Here is a 14751-nt window from a genome sequence, read left to right on the forward strand (position 1 = left end):
GCCGGTCGGTAGCCATGATCTCCTCCATCTGCCGCAGCGGACTCCTCTCCCCATCACACTGCGGCAAGCGCCTGATCACAACGGACTACCGTTAGGCACCCGGCTCTGCCCCTGCGGCCTCGCCACGACTACGCCGTAGACCTTCGTCGTGGCCTCCCGGCCCAAGCTGCCAATACCGGACCGGGAGTTCCCCGCCCTTCCGGACGGTTGCGCACCGCTGACCAGCCCATATCCACCGGATTGGAGCTGGCAAGAACTCAAGAGGCGTAATGACGCCGGTTCCTCGCGTATACCTTCCCGTCTCGCTCACCGGGCCCGACCCATCCGGCAGTGCTGGGCCGACCCGACTTTGTCGAGGCTGCTCTCGCCCTCCCCGGCGATCCCCGGTTCAGGCTGCCTCCAGCTTCACCTCGCCGCTACGACGGCGAGACGACGGTGGTCTTCCACCTCCATCCGAAACAACAGCGCCTCGTGGCGCACTGACAGGCTTCTTACCAGCACCCCAACACTCGCCCGTCACCCACGCGTTACCGTCGCCGGCCTGCGCGACCAGGGGCCACACGTCACGCCAGGGATGCTCGGCGGACAGGGCGAACATCACGCCGTGCCCGTCCATTCGTAACCGTCCGGCCGACTCCGCCGGGGGCTCCATGACCGTGTGGTCGGCGAAGTTGCGACGGTAGCGCCGACGCCTCACCGTGTCGCCCCCTGATCGGGCCGGAGCGCGGAGGTGAGCGCACGGGCCGTGGCCACGTTGCAGCGCCCCAGGTCGATCAGCGCGAGCGGAGCGGACCCGGCGTACGAAGCGGCGTCGAGCCCGAGGGACGGCAACGTCACCCCCACCGCCTTGAGCGCGTCGCGCAGGTCCTCACACGCCTGTTCCGCGTCTCCCACCTCAGAGGACCTCCCCTCTGCTGCGGGCGTTGGCCCTGGCCACCCGCGTCCACATCGGTTCCTCGGCCCGTTCACGGACGTTCAACGGCTGCACGTCGCCGGGCAGCGCCGTCCACTCCGTGCCGCCGTTCTCCGGGCGCAGCCATACGAACCCGTCCTGATGGTCCATGACGATCCCGCGCCTCTCCTGCCGTACGTCATGGGCGAGTTCACCGACCGGGAGCCGACTCGCCTCCCGGCCGGGGCGGCCGGGGCGGGGCGTCGTGTCGGTCGTCTTACGTACGCGGGAGGGCAAGGGTGCGGCCTCCTGCTGCTTCTCACTGTTCACGCTCTCAGCGTCGCGGCGGGCAAGGGTGACCAGCCAGGGTGACGGTGTTCCGAACCGGGCTCCGGAACGGCTGCCACCTGGGCGCCCTCACTGTTTGCACTCAAGCTGTCACCGGTAGCGACTACCGTTGGCGGATGCCCGTTCCCTCGGGAACGCGGGACGGCATGCCGACACGACACACGGCAAGGGAGCACCGACCGCCATGACCCAGCCCTCCCGGGACCTCGAACCCGTCCACTCCGCCCGCGACCTGTACGGCGTCGAGCTGCGCCGTCAGCGCCAGCTCATCGGGCTGTCGCTGGACCGGATGTCGGACATCGTCAACTACAGCAAGACGCATCTGCATGGAGTGGAGACAGGAGAACGGCTCCCCCTGCCACCCCTCTCGGAGAAGCTGGACGCGGCTTTCGGGACAGGGGAGTTGTTCCAGGGGTTGTGGGGGGCGGTGAAGCGGGAGTACACGCCTCGGCGGTTTGATCATTGCCTGGAGCTGGAGGCGAGGGCGGTGCGGATTCAGGAGTTCGGCGCGAGTCTCATTCCTGGCCTGCTCCAGACAGAGGCGTACATGCGCGCACTGTTCACCGCGGGGGAACCAGGGATGAGCCCCCGGGAGATCGACGGCCTGGTGGCGGACCGCCTGGGCCGCCAGGAGATCCTGCGGCGGGACTGCCCGCCGGATTTTTGGTGGATCATCGGGGAAGCGGCGCTACGACAGACCGTAGGCGGACCAACAGTAATGAGCGGACAACTCGCGGCGCTGTTGCCACTGGTGAGCACAGGTCATACCACCATCCAGGTAAGCCCGTTCGAAGCGGACGCGTGCGCCCTGATGAGCGGCACCCTCATCCTGCTGGCCCTCCCGGACAACTCGATCACCATGTACCAGGAGGGCGCCGGGTACGGGGAAAGCATCGACGACAGGGAGGCCGTCACACGGCATGTGCGAGAGTACGATCTGAAGAAAGCCTGCGCCCTCTCGCCGCTGGAGTCCGCAGCGCTGATCGAGACGATGTTGGAGAAATACGAGCCATGCGAGTCACCCGGGACCTGAGCACTGCCCGCTGGCGCAAGTCCTCCTACAGTGACGGCCAGCAGGGCGGCGCTTGCGTCGAAGTCTCCGACGACTTCCCTGACACCGTCCCCGTCCGCGACAGCAAGGACACGACCGGCCCTGTCCTGATGCTGGGCGGGGCGGCCTGGCAACCGTTCGTCACCAGCGTCAAGGACGGCTCCCTGTAGGGCGGTTACGCGGAACGAGCCCTGGTGATGTTCCAGGACCCGTTCCGGAACAAGGACTACGGCGGTCTCACACTCCAAGAGGAATACCGGTGGGACGAGGACGGCCGACCGACCAGAAGCCGGCGTCTCGATGACCGCTCGCAGGCGCCCTGAGCAGATTCCCGACCGTCGGGCCGCGGCCGCGATGCGTCTTGGGGAGTGGCTCCGGGAGGATCAAGGTCGAGTCGGAGCACCTGCCCGTGAATCTGCTCAAGCGCAGCCGGCTCGGCGAATTCCCCACCTGACCCGACACGAGGTGAATGAGCAGCATGTCCGCCCAGGACTACGACAGCCAGCTTCTCGAATCCGTCTCCGTACGACGGCGGCGGTTGCGGGACGCCCTGTTGTTCGGGGCGCAGCGGCAACGGCGGGCCGTGGACGAGCGGGTGGGGAAGGTGATCGCCGGGATGGTGATCGCGGCCGTGCTGTGCGCGGGGTGCGTCGGGTGGTCGTTCGTGTCGCACCGGTTGATCGGGCAGGGCAACAGTCCGTACTCCCCCGGCGTTTCCACGCCCTCTAATAGTCCTACAAGCCGGTGATAGGTTCGCGAGCGTGATGTCTCCGGGGGCCTTGAGCAGGGAAACGGCCGGTGGGCCGACGGTGTTGAGCCGGGTCACGCTCGTCGGTGAGCGGCGCCGTGTCGACCTCGTGCTTCCGGCGCGGGAGCCGGTCGGGCTGCTGCTGCCCGAGGTCATGCGGCTGCTGGACGACCGTGTGGAGGGGCGGCCCGCCTCGCGTCACCTCGTCACGGTGGACGGCTCCGCGCTCGATCACGACAGCACCCTGGAGACGGCGGGCATCCGCGACGGCGCCGTCCTGCGTCTCGTCCGCGCGGAGGACGCCCCGCCCGCCCCCGTCGTGCACGACGTCACCGACGAGGTGGCGGAGGATCTCGGTCATCGGGCATGGGTGTGGGGGCCGGCCGCGCGGCGGGTCACGGCAGGGGTCGCGAGCGTGGGCTGGGTGGTCGTCGCCGCGCTGTTCGCGCGTGCGCAGTACGACCGGTCGGTCGTCGCCGGTGCACTGCTCGCCGCCGCCGGTGCGGCCGCGGTCGCGGGTGCGGTCCTGGGGCGGGTGCGCAGGCACGGGCTCGCCGCGACCCTCCTGTGTGCCGGTGGCGCGCTCGGTGTGCTGGGCGTGTGGAGCCTGGTCGACGACTTCGGCGGGTCCTCGGCGGGCGCTCTGCGGCTCGCCGGAGTGGCTGCTGTGGGCGTGCTGGTCCTCGTCCTGCTCGGGCTGTTCACGCCGTTGGGGCGGGGCGGGCTCGTGGGGGCCGGTGCCGTGGCGCTGACCGCCGTCGGCTGGGAGGTCGTCGTCGCCGTGCAGTCCGGTGCCGGGACGGTGGAGCAGCAGACCCGTGTCGGGGCCGTTCTCGGCGTGGTCTCGGTCGTGGTGCTCGGCGTGCTGCCGCGGCTCGCGCTGATGGCGTCCGGGCTCTCCGGGCTCGACGACCGCCGGGCCGGGGGGATCTCCGTCAGCCGCCACCAGGTGTCCGTCGCCCTGGGCGCCGCCCACCGCGGCTTGGTGCTCGCCACGATCACTCTGGCGGGGTCGGCCGCCGTGGCCGCCGTGCTGGCGCTGCGGGATCCCTCCGTGTGGACGGTGCCGCTGGCCGCGGTCGTCGCGGTGGTGCTGGCGCTGCGGGCCCGGGCGTTCCCGCTGGTCGCCGAGGTGGTCGTGCTGCTGGCCGCCGCGGCGGGCGTCGCCGTGCGGTTGCTGGTGGTGTGGGCGGAGCGGGCTTCGGCCGCGGCACCGCTGGCCGTCCTCGTGGTGCTGGCGGTCCTGCCGCTCCTCGTGCTCGCCGTGCAGCCGGCCGAGCACGTACGGGTCCGGCTGCGGCGGGCCGGTGACCTGCTCGAGTCGGTGGGGGTCATCGTGCTGCTTCCGCTGCTCGTCGGCGTGTTCGGTGTGTACGGGCGACTGCTCGACACCTTCGCTTGAGGGCTTGAGGGGCGCGGCGGCATGACGAACGGGGAGCAGGGGCGGGAGCAGCCGTCGGTGCACGGCGGTGGCGGTGGCAGTGGCGGCGACTGGCAGCAGGACGTGCTGCGGGAGCTGGGCGGCGGGGGGAGCGGCCCTTCGGATGCGGGTACGCACACCGGTGCGGAAGCGGGGGCGGGCACGAGGGCGAGGGCGAGCACGGAAAGTGGCGCGCCCGGCCCGCACGTTCCCGGCCCGCACGCCCCCGGCCCGCACGCCCCCGGTGCGGTGCTCCCGGACGCCTCCGCCTCCGCCTCCCCGTCCACACCCGGCGCTCCGGACAGCCCGGCGTCCCCCTCCCCCGTACCGACTGACCGCGCCATCGACGAGCCGGTCCCGGAGCGGCCCGTGACGCCCGCCGTCCCCGACCCTGCCCCCGTTCCCGTTCCCGTCCCCGCCCCCGGCCCCCACCTCCCCGCGGCCCCCGCCCCCGAGTCCTCCCCCACCCTCGACCCCCGTCTCCTCCTCGCCCTGGGACACCCCCTGCACGGCGACTCCGTGACCCGGCGCACGGGCAGGGCGCTGCGCAAGCTCACTTCGTCCGCGGCACAGGACGTCGCCGAACAGACCCGGATCGCGCGTGAGTTGCAGCAGCCCGTCACCACGGGCCGGGTGGTGGCCGTCACCTCCATCCGCGGCGGTGTCGGCAAGTCCACCGTCTCCGCGTTGCTCGGGCGCACCCTCAACCACTACCGGCACGATCCGGTGCTGACCCTGGAGGCGGATGCCGCGCTGGGCACCCTGCCGGTGCGCATGGGAGCGGAGGCGGTGCGCTGGACGTGCGCCGACCTCGCGTCGGTCCTGCACCCGTCCATGCGGCTGACGGACGTGACCGGCTACCTGGTGCCGGTGTCGGACGGCGGCTGGCTGCTGCCGGCGAGCCGGGGTCAGGTCGGTGCGCCGCTTGCCATGACGGCGTACCGCAAGGTGACGCTGGCGCTGCGCCGCTACTTCGCCGTGACCGTGGTCGACTGCGAGACGCTCCCCGGCGAGGTGGCCCGCACCGCCATGGACACCGCGCACGCCCGGGTGGTGGTTTCGCCGGCCACCGCGGAGGGGGTGAACGCCACCCGTCAGGTGCTGGACTGGCTGGCCCGGTTGCCGCACTCCGCCCTGGCCACGACGGTCGTGGCGCTGGTGTCGAGCACCCCCGACGCGATCCTCGACGACAAGACGGCCGCCGGGCACCTCAAGGAGGCCGGTGTCACCGTCGTCTCCGTGCCGTACGACCGCCATCTGGCCGGGGGCGGCCCGATCCGCACGGACCTCCTGGCGCACGACACGCGGCGGGCCGTCCTGCGGCTGGCCGCCGAGGTGATGGGACGCGCGGTGAGGGTGCGATGAGCATCCTGCCGCGGCCGGTGCGCCCCGGGGCGGGCCCGTCCCGTCCCGGCCCGTGCCCGTGCTGCCCGCTCCCCGTCACCGCTTCCGTCACCCCTTCCGTCACGCCTTCCGCCCCGACCCGCTTCGGAGAAGTCCGCCCGTGACCCTGCAGATCGTCCACCGGCCCGCCCGCAGCACCCGCCCTCCGGAACCCGCCCGGCCCCGTACGGTCGAGGCGCCGCCGAACCTTCCCGAGGGGAAGATCGGCAACGCGGCCACCGCGCTGCTGCCGATGGCCGGTGTCATGGGCTCCGTGATCATGATGACCGTGATCCGCAACAGCCGGTTCGCGGTGGTGGGCGCGGTCGTGCTGGTCTTCGCGCTGCTGGGCGCGGTGGCGCTGTTCCTGTCGCAGCGCGGCAAGGCACAGCGCACCCGGCGCACGCAGCGTGAGCGCTACCTGGAGTACCTGGAGGAGCTGCGGGAGGAACTCGGCGTCGCGGAGCGCCGACTACGCGACGCGGAGCGGGAGTTGAACCCGCCGCCGGACGCGCTGTACGACCTGGTGCGGGACCCCGCCCGGCTGTGGGAACGGCGCCGCCGGGACGCCGACTTCCTGCGGGTACGGGTCGGTCTCGGTGACGTACCGGCCCAGGAGCCGGTGATCCAGCAGAGCGGCACCGGCGGGGTACTGACGCCGCCGGACCCGTTCATGCTCAACGAGGCGCGCGCCCTGCAGCGCCGCTTCGCGACGGCCGCCGACGTGCCCCTGACGGTGCCGTTGGACCGGGCGGGGAACGTCAGCGTCGTCGGTGACCGGGAGGACGTCCTGCGGGTCGCCCGGGCCCTGCTGGTGCAGACAGCGGTGACGCACGCTCCCGACGACGTCGCGCTCGCCCTGGCCGTGCCCGGCGAGCGGCTCGCCGACTGGGAGTGGGCGAAGTGGCTGCCCCACGTGCTGGACCCGCAGGCGCACGACGGTCCGGTGGCCGCCCGCCGCATTGCGCCCGATGTCCGGCAGTTGACTGAAGGGCTCCGGCACGAGCTGGGCCGGCGGTCCGCGTACGCGGCGGAGGTGCGGCGCGGTCTGGCCGACCGGACCGCACTGCGGCTGGCGGGCCGGTTGCTGGTGGTCGTCGACGCCCACGGCGAGCCGGCCGCCGAACTCCCCCGCCCGGACGCGGCGGTCGGGCTGGCGGACATGGGGGTCACCGTGGTGCACCTCCTCCAGGAGCAGGTGCACGAGCCGGACGAGGTGAGCGTGCGCCTCACCGTCCGGGGCGAGCGGGTGGTCGTCGAGAACCCGCGTGGTTCCGCAGCCGAGGGCGCCACCGCGCCGCTCACCGCCGCCGAGGGCGCCGTCGACCCGGTCACCGCGGCCGGGGCGGAGGGCGTCGCCCGGCTGCTGGCCCCGCTGCGGCTGTCGCCGGAGTCCGTCGCCGAGGGGAGCCCCGTCACCGGTCCGGTCGACTTCCCCGCGCTCCTCGGCGTCGCCGACCCCGCCGACCTCGATCTGCCCACCCTGTGGAAGCCCCGCGGCGAACGCGACTTCCTCCGCGTGCCCATCGGGCTGACGGACCGCCACGAGCCGGTCCTGCTGGACCTGAAGGAGTCCTCCCAGCTCGGTATGGGTCCGCACGGCCTGTGCGTGGGGGCCACCGGCTCCGGCAAGAGCGAACTCCTGCGCACCCTCGTCCTCGCCCTGGCCGCCACCCACTCCCCGGAGGACCTGGCGCTCGTCCTGGTCGACTACAAGGGCGGCGCCACCTTCGCCCCCTTCGCCGATCTCCCGCACACCGCCGGGATGATCACCAACCTGGAGAACCGGGCCGGGCTCGTCGAACGCGTCCACACCAGCCTCGCCGGTGAGGTCAAGCGCCGTCAGCAGGTCCTGAAGGACGCCGGCAACGTCGCCGACATCGGGCACTACGCGGTGCTGCGCGCCACGGAGCGGCCGGACCTCGAACCGCTCCCGCACCTGTTCGTCGTCATCGACGAGTTCGGCGAACTCCTCACCGCGAAGCCCGACTTCATCGACCTGTTCCTGTCCATCGGGCGCATCGGCCGCTCCATCGGCGTCCACCTGCTGCTGTCCAGCCAGCGCATCGAGGGCGGCAGGCTCAAGGGCCTGGACACCTACCTGTCGTACCGGCTGGGGCTGCGGACCTTCTCCGCCGACGAGTCCCGCACGGTCCTCGACACCACCGACGCCTTCCACCTGCCGCCGCTGCCCGGCTTCGGCTACCTCAAGGTCGACACCTCCACCTACGAAAGGTTCAAGGCCGGGTACGTCTCCGGCGCCCACCGCGGCCCGGCGGCGCGCGAGCGGCGGGACGAGGAACCGCTCGCGCTGCCCTACCCGGCGTACAACACGGCGGGGCGTACGGAGGAACCGGAGGAGGGGCCCGCCGCCACCCGGCGGGAGACCGGCCCGACCGTCCTGTCCCTCATGGTCGGCGGGCTCGCCGGCGCCTCCCCCAAGCTCTCGGCTCCTCCCCCAAGCTCTCGGCTCCGCTCGAGCAGGGGGGACCCCCATGAGCAGGGGGGACCCCCATCGCCCGTGCGCCGCATCTGGCTGCCCCCGCTGCCGGACGCCGTCACCCTGGACGCGGCCGCGGGACCGGTCCGGGTCTCCGAGCGCGGGCTGCACCTGGCGCGCGCCACGGGCGGGATGCGGGTGCCGCTCGGTGTGCTCGACGACCCGGCCCGGCAGTGGCAGGGCCGGTGGGAGCTGGACCTGACCACGGCCGGCGGCCACGTGGCCGTGATCGGCGGCCCCCAGTCCGGCAAGACCACGCTGCTGCGGACCCTCGTGCTGTCCCTGGCGGTCACCCACACACCCCGCGACGTCGCCGTGTACGGCCTGGACCTGGTCGGCGGCGGCCTCTCTGCGCTGGCCGCCCTGCCGCACGTCGGCGGGATCGCCGGACGGGCCGACCGTGAGCGCGCGGCCCGTACGGTCGCCGAGGTGCGCTCCATGCTCGACGAGCGCGAGACGGTCTTCCGCGAGCACGGCATCGACTCCGTCGACCAGCTCCGCCGGCTCCGCGCCCAGGGCCGGCTGCCGCGGCTCGGCTCCACCGACGTCGTCCTCGTCGTCGACGGTTTCGGCGCGCTGCGCGACGACTTCGCCGACCTCGACGAGCCGGTCGCCGACCTGCTGAAGCGGGGCGGCGGCTACGGCATCCACGTCGTGGCGGGCATGCTGCGCTGGAACGACGTCCGCATCGCCACCCAGTCGCTCTTCGGCACCCGCGTCGAGCTGCGTCTGAACGACCCCGCCGACTCCTCCGTCGACCGCAAGCTCTCCGAGACCCTCCCGCCGGACGTGCCCGGCCGGGTGCTCACCGACGGAAAACTGTTCGCGCAGACCGCCCTGCCCCGCATCGACGGCTCGCCCGCGACCGGCGACCTGGGCCCGGCCCTGGACGAGGCGGCCCGGACCGTCCGCGCCACCTGGCACGGTGAACCCGCCGCCCCGGTGCGGGTACTGCCGGCCCGGCTGCCGGTGACCCGGCTGCCCTCACCGGCCGCCGAACCGCGGCGGATCCCCCTCGGCCTCGACCAGGACGCCCTCGCCCCCGTGCTGCTCGACCTCTTCGGCGGCGACCAGCACCTGCTGGTCCTCGGCGACAACGAGTGCGGCAGGACGAACCTGCTGAAGCTGGTCGTCGCCGGACTCGTCGAACGGTACTCCGACGACGAGCTGGTCTTCGGCGTCTTCGACCCCCGCCGCGGCCTGCGCGGCGTCGTCCCGGAGCCGTACCGGGGCGGTTACGCCCACAACGCCACGCTCGCCGCCGCCCTCTCCACGGGCATCGCCGCCGAACTGCACAAGCGGCTGCCGGAGACCGCCGACCCGGACGCGCCCGAGACCGGCGAACCCGCCTTCCGGGGCCCGCGGATCGTCATCCTCGTCGACGATTACGACATCCTCACCACCGCCGGACAGCAGCCCCTCGCGCCCTTCCTGCCGTACGTCTCCTCCGCGCAGGACATCGGCCTGCACTTCGTCCTGGCGCGCCGCACCGCGGGAGCCTCCCGCGCGCTGTACGAGCCGCTGCTGACCACCCTGCGCGAGACGGGCACCACCGCCCTGGTGATGGACGGCGACCGCACCGAGGGACAGCTCTTCCCCGGCCTGTACGCCTCCCACCAGCCACCGGGCCGCGGCACCCTGGTCCGCCGCGGCCGGCGTCACCAGCTCGTCCAGACCGCGCTGGCCGGAGCCGAAGAAGCCGAAGAGGAGGAGTCGTGACCAAGGACGTCATCGCGCTCACCCCGACGATGCCGGACACCTGGGCCCTGCTGGCCGGCCTGTACGCGGGCGGGCCCGAGGCGGGCGTCACCGCCGGGTCCGGTGGCGCCGTGCTGCGGCTGTGCGCCCCGGACGGCAGGCCCCTCGTATCGGTGGAGGCCCCGCTGCTGGTCCAGGTCCCCGGGGAGGCCGAACGGCTGCTCGGGCAGAACGTGCCCGTGCCGTTCTGGTGGACCGAGGCCCGGGCCTCCGGCGCCGTGCCCGGGGCCGAGCGGCTGGCGGGATCGGTGTGCGGGCGGCTCGCCCTGCTGCTGGGCGGCAGCACCTGGCCCGAGCCGGCGGCGGGCACCGAGGTCGTGGACGTGCGCGCGGCCGTCGCGCCGGACGACGGGCAGCCGGTCGTGGACGTCCTCACCGACAGCACGTCCGTCGTCCTGGCCGACCGGCCCGTCCTGGCCCTGACCACCTGGCTCTCCGAGGTGCTGCGCGGCACCTCCGAGTCGGGCCGGGCCCTGCAGATCGTCACCCCGCCGCACGTCCGGCTCAGTGCCCCGGCCCGCGCCACCCTCCTCCAGGTGCCCAACCGCTGGGTCGTCCAGGACCCGGCACAGGGCTACTACGACGGGCTGTCCGGGGCGGTGCTGCGCTGGCGGGACGGCACGTTCGCGCCCGCGCTCGGGGCGGACGGCACGGCCTCGGTCGCCGAGGCGTTCGGCCGGACGTCCCCGTCGGGTGACCGGCAGCTCGTCGTGGCGTTCCGTACGACGCTCGCCGCGCACGAGGACGCCGTTCTGGGCGAGGCGCTCGAGACGGCCTGGCGCGCGCTCACCGGCTCGGCCCCGGCCGGCTGGGGCACCGCGGAACCCGTCAACCTGCCCTGGTCGCCGCGCCGGCTGACCGACCTGGCCCGTGACCGGGCCCCCGAGCCCACCCATCTGCTCGTGACGGGGCACCCCGGTCGGCCCGCGCTGGCGTGGATCCGGGTGACGCGCACGACCGCCGGGGTCGAGCAGGACGTGACACTCACCCTCGGGTACGGGGAGGGCGAGGAACCGCCCCTGGAGGCGATCGGGCCCCTCGCCGAGACCCTCGTCGTGGAACACGGCCTGACGACGATGCTGACCTCGGTGCGGCGGGCCTCCCGCGACCTCACGACGGCGCCCGTGCTCCAGCCACCGTCCGTCCCGGTCGCCTTCACCCTGGGCGCACGCGACGTGCGGGGCATCGGACTCACCCATGCCCGCCGCCCGCCCGTCGGGGTACGGCCCGTCGTCCTGGGGCCCGCCTCCGAACCGGCCCTGCACTACCCGCTGGGGGACGGGTCGGACGCCGGCGCCCTCGTCGAACTGCACCGCCTGGCGGCGCACCTGCGGGCCGGTGTGCCGGGGGCGGGGGTGGAGACCTGACGTCGTCGTCCGCGTCGGCGGCGCCGCGGGCGGGACCCCGGTCACGGGGCACAGGACCCGGGTCACCACTCACCTCTCGTCTCTCGTCCCTCCCCTGTTACGGCCGGACGTTCTCCGTGAACCTCCGTGCCGTCTCCGCCAGGACCTCCCGTCCGTCGCGGGCCCACAGGACGTCGTTGAAGAGTTCGACCTCGATGGCGCCGGTGTAGCCGGCCGCCTCCACGTGGCCCTGCCACTCCCGCATGTCGATGGCGCCGTCGCCGATCTGGCCGCGGCCGTTGAGGACGCCCTCGGGCAGCGGGGTGGTCCAGTCGGCGAGCTGGAAGGTGTGGATGCGGTCCTGGGCGCCGGCGCGGGCGATCTGCGCGGGCGCCGTGTCGTCCCACCAGATGTGGTACGTGTCGACGGTGACGCCGACCTGCCGGGCCGGGAACCGTTCGGCCAGGTCGAGGGCCTGGGCGAGGGTGGAGACCACGCAGCGGTCGGAGGCGTACATGGGGTGCAGCGGTTCGATGGCCAGGCGCACCCCGTGCTCCTCGGCGTAGGGGCCCAGCTCCGCCAGGGCGTCCGCGATGCGTTCGCGGGCGCCGCGCAGGTCCTTGGAACCGGCCGGGAGGCCGCCGGAGACCAGGACCAGGGTGTCGGTGCCCAGGGTGGCGGCCTCGTCGACGGCACGGCGGTTGTCGGCCAGGGCCGCGGCCCGCTCGGCGGGGTCGGTCGCGGTGAGGAAGCCGCCCCGGCACAGGGTCGTCACCGTCAGGCCCGCGTCCCGGACCAGATTCGCCGCCGCCTCCACTCCGTAGGCCTGGACGGGCTCGCGCCACAGGCCGACGCCGGGGACGCCCAGGTCGCGGCAGGCGTCGACGAGTTCCGGCAGCGACAGCTGCTTGACCGTCATCTGGTTGATGCTGAAACGCTCGAGACCGGTCACGGGCTCGGTCGCAGGGTCGGTCGCGGGCTCGGTCACGGGGTCGCTCCGTACAGGTGCAGCAGGGTCCGCATGCGGTCCTCGGCGAGCTTCGGGTCGGGGAACAGGCCGAGGCCGTCGGCGAGTTCGTAGGCGCGGGCGAGGTGCGGCAGCGAGCGGGCCGACTGCAGGCCGCCGACCATGGCGAAGTGGCTCTGATGACCGGCCAGCCAGGCCAGGAACACCACGCCCGTCTTGTAGAAGCGGGTGGGTGCCTGGAAGAGGTGCCGGGACAGTTCGACGGTGGGGTCGAGGAGGGCGCGGAAGCCGTCCGTGTTCCCCGTGTCCAGGACGCGGACGGCTTCCGCCGCCAGCGGGCCGAGCGGGTCGAAGATGCCGAGCAGGGCGTGGCTGAAGCCCTGGTCGTCGCCCGCGATCAGCTCGGGGTAGTGGAAGTCGTCGCCGGTGTAGCAGCGCACCCCCTCGGGCAGGCGGCGGCGCAGGGCGACCTCGCGTCCGGCGTCCAGCAGCGAGACCTTGATGCCGTCGATCTTGTCGGGATGGGCGGCGATGACCTCCAGGAAGATGTCGGTGGCCGCGTCCAGGTCGGACGAGCCCCAGTAGCCCTCCAGAGCCGGGTCGAACATGGGGCCGAGCCAGTGCAGGATCACGGGTTCGGCACACTGGCGCAGCAGGTGCCCGTACACCTCGAGGTAGTCCTCGGGGGAGCGGGCGGCGGCGGCCAGGGCGCGGGAGGCCATCAGGATGGCCTGCGCGCCCGACTCCTCGACGAGCGCGAGCTGTTCCTCGTAGGCCGCCCGCACCTGGTCGAGGGTGCCCGCGGTGATCTGGTCGGTGCCGACGCCGCAGGCGATGCGGCCGCCGACGGCCTTCGCCTCGGCGGCGGAGCGGCGGATCAGTTCGGCCGCGCCCGCCCAGTCCAGGCCCATGCCGCGCTGGGCGGTGTCCATCGCCTCGGCGACGCCCAGCCCGTGCGACCACAGGTGGCGGCGGAAGGCGAGGGTGGCGTCCCAGTCGACGGCGGCGGGCGAGTCGGGTGTCGTGTCGGCGTACGGGTCGGCGACGACGTGCGCCGCGGAGAAGACCGTACGGGAAGTGAAAGAGGCTCCGGCGGCGGGCGCGAGGGGCTCGGTGCGGGGCTCGTACGTCCGCAGCCGGCCCCGCGCGTCGGGCAGTTCGATGGTCACAGCGCGATCTCCGGCACGTCGAGGCGGCGGCCCTCGGCCGACGACCTCAGGCCCAGCTCGGCGAGCTGGACGCCGCGGGCGCCGGCCAGCAGGTCCCAGTGGTAGGGGGCGTCGGCGTAGACGTGCCGCAGGAACAGCTCCCACTGGGCCTTGAAGCCGTTGTCGAACTCGCCGTTGTCCGGGACCTCCTGCCACTGGTCGCGGAAGACCTCGGTGGCGGGGATGTCCGGGTTCCAGACGGGCTTGGGGGTGGCGGAGCGGTGCTGGACGCGGCAGTCGCGCAGACCGGCGACGGCGGAGCCCTCGGTGCCGTCGACCTGGAACTCGACGAGTTCGTCGCGGTTGACGCGGACCGCCCAGGAGGAGTTGATCTGGGCGATGGCGCCGCCCTCGAGCTCGAAGACGCCGTAGGCGGCGTCGTCGGCGGTGGCGTCGTAGGGCTTGCCGTTCTCGTCCCAGCGCTGCGGGACGTGGGTGGCGGTCAGGGCCTGGACGGAGCGCACCCGGCCGAACAGCTCGTGCAGCACGTACTCCCAGTGCGGGAACATGTCGACGACGATGCCGCCGCCGTCCTCGGCGCGGTAGTTCCAGGACGGGCGCTGCGCGTCCTGCCAGTCGCCCTCGAAGACCCAGTAACCGAACTCGCCGCGCACCGACAGGATCCGGCCGAAGAAGCCGCCGTCGATGAGCCGCTTCAGCTTGAGCAGGCCCGGCAGGAACAGCTTGTCCTGCACCACGCCGTGCTTGATCCCGGCGGCGTTCGCCAGCCGGGCCAGCTCCAGGGCGCCGTCGAGGCCGGTGGCGGTCGGCTTCTCGGTGTAGATGTGCTTGCCGGCGGCGATCGCCTTGGTGAGGGCCTCCTCGCGGGCGGAGGTGACCTGGGCGTCGAAGTAGATGTCGACGCTGTCGTCGGCGAGCACCGCGTCCACGTCGGTGGAGATGTGCTCCAGGCCGTGCCGTTCGGCGAGCGCGCGCAGCGCGTGCTCGCGGCGTCCGACCAGGACCGGTTCCGGCCACAGCACGGTGCCGTCACCGAGGTCGAGGCCGCCCTGCTCGCGCAGGGCAAGGATGGAGCGGACGAGGTGTTGCCGGTAGCCCATCCGCCCGGTCACACCGTTCATGGCGATACGCACCGTCTTGCGTGTCACGTCGTTCCCTTCGTACGCGGT

At 73.2% G+C, this 14751-nt stretch carries 12 protein-coding genes; 7 read left to right on the forward strand and 5 right to left on the reverse strand.

The window, feature by feature from the left end:
• Positions 1–693 precede the first annotated feature (693 nt).
• Both ACFYQA_RS34355 and ACFYQA_RS34360 read right to left on the reverse strand, forming a co-directional pair.
• Positions 694–894: a hypothetical protein gene (locus ACFYQA_RS34355; protein WP_388926463.1), complete on the reverse strand. Its 201-nt coding sequence runs from the start codon at positions 892–894 to the stop codon at positions 694–696.
• 1 nt (position 895) lies between these two features.
• Positions 896–1222, reverse strand: a complete 327-nt coding sequence (locus ACFYQA_RS34360; protein ID WP_388926465.1) for a hypothetical protein — start codon at positions 1220–1222, stop codon at positions 896–898.
• Between the two features lie 202 nt (positions 1223–1424).
• Here ACFYQA_RS34360 and ACFYQA_RS34365 point away from each other — a divergent pair, with 202 nt between their 5' ends.
• The 7 genes from ACFYQA_RS34365 (at position 1425) to ACFYQA_RS34395 (ending at position 11467) form a co-directional block, all read left to right on the forward strand.
• Positions 1425–2273: a helix-turn-helix transcriptional regulator gene (locus tag ACFYQA_RS34365; protein WP_388926468.1), complete on the forward strand. Its 849-nt coding sequence runs from the start codon at positions 1425–1427 to the stop codon at positions 2271–2273.
• Positions 2252–2461, forward strand: a complete 210-nt coding sequence (locus tag ACFYQA_RS34370; RefSeq protein ID WP_388926471.1) for a DUF397 domain-containing protein — start codon at positions 2252–2254, stop codon at positions 2459–2461. Before ACFYQA_RS34365 ends, ACFYQA_RS34370 begins: the two co-directional genes overlap by 22 nt.
• Positions 2462–2769: 308 nt before the next feature.
• Entirely contained in the window at positions 2770–3039 is a 270-nt protein-coding gene (locus ACFYQA_RS34375; RefSeq protein ID WP_055691637.1) for a hypothetical protein, read from the forward strand.
• A 31-nt stretch (positions 3040–3070) separates the two neighbouring features.
• A complete protein-coding gene (eccD, locus tag ACFYQA_RS34380; protein WP_388926474.1) occupies positions 3071–4441 on the forward strand; it encodes a type VII secretion integral membrane protein EccD in 1371 nt (456 codons plus the stop codon).
• Positions 4442–4462: 21 nt separating this feature from the next.
• Positions 4463–5824, forward strand: a complete 1362-nt coding sequence (locus ACFYQA_RS34385; RefSeq protein ID WP_388926477.1) for a hypothetical protein — start codon at positions 4463–4465, stop codon at positions 5822–5824.
• A 139-nt stretch (positions 5825–5963) separates the two neighbouring features.
• A complete protein-coding gene (eccCa, locus tag ACFYQA_RS34390) occupies positions 5964–10061 on the forward strand; it encodes a type VII secretion protein EccCa (RefSeq protein WP_388926480.1) in 4098 nt (1365 codons plus the stop codon).
• The gene (locus ACFYQA_RS34395; protein WP_388926483.1) at positions 10058–11467 is read left to right on the forward strand and encodes a DUF6177 family protein; all 1410 of its coding nucleotides are present in this window, start codon (positions 10058–10060) and stop codon (positions 11465–11467) included. Before eccCa ends, ACFYQA_RS34395 begins: the two co-directional genes overlap by 4 nt.
• A 97-nt stretch (positions 11468–11564) precedes the next feature.
• Here ACFYQA_RS34395 and ACFYQA_RS34400 read toward each other — a convergent pair whose 3' ends face one another.
• From ACFYQA_RS34400 to ACFYQA_RS34410, 3 genes are read right to left on the reverse strand one after another with little or no spacing between them, the layout of a single operon-like run.
• Complete coding sequence (locus ACFYQA_RS34400; RefSeq protein ID WP_388926538.1) at positions 11565–12398, reverse strand: sugar phosphate isomerase/epimerase family protein; 834 nt, start codon at positions 12396–12398, stop codon at positions 11565–11567.
• A gap of 32 nt (positions 12399–12430) precedes the next feature.
• Positions 12431–13582: a dihydrodipicolinate synthase family protein gene (locus ACFYQA_RS34405; protein WP_388926486.1), complete on the reverse strand. Its 1152-nt coding sequence runs from the start codon at positions 13580–13582 to the stop codon at positions 12431–12433.
• Positions 13579–14730, reverse strand: a complete 1152-nt coding sequence (locus ACFYQA_RS34410; RefSeq protein ID WP_388926489.1) for a Gfo/Idh/MocA family protein — start codon at positions 14728–14730, stop codon at positions 13579–13581. The genes ACFYQA_RS34405 and ACFYQA_RS34410 overlap by 4 nt, the downstream gene beginning before the upstream one ends.
• Positions 14731–14751 lie beyond the last annotated feature (21 nt).

Source organism: Streptomyces sp. NPDC005774 (assembly GCF_042871645.1).
Classification (GTDB): Bacteria; Actinomycetota; Actinomycetes; order Streptomycetales; family Streptomycetaceae; genus Streptomyces; species Streptomyces pratens.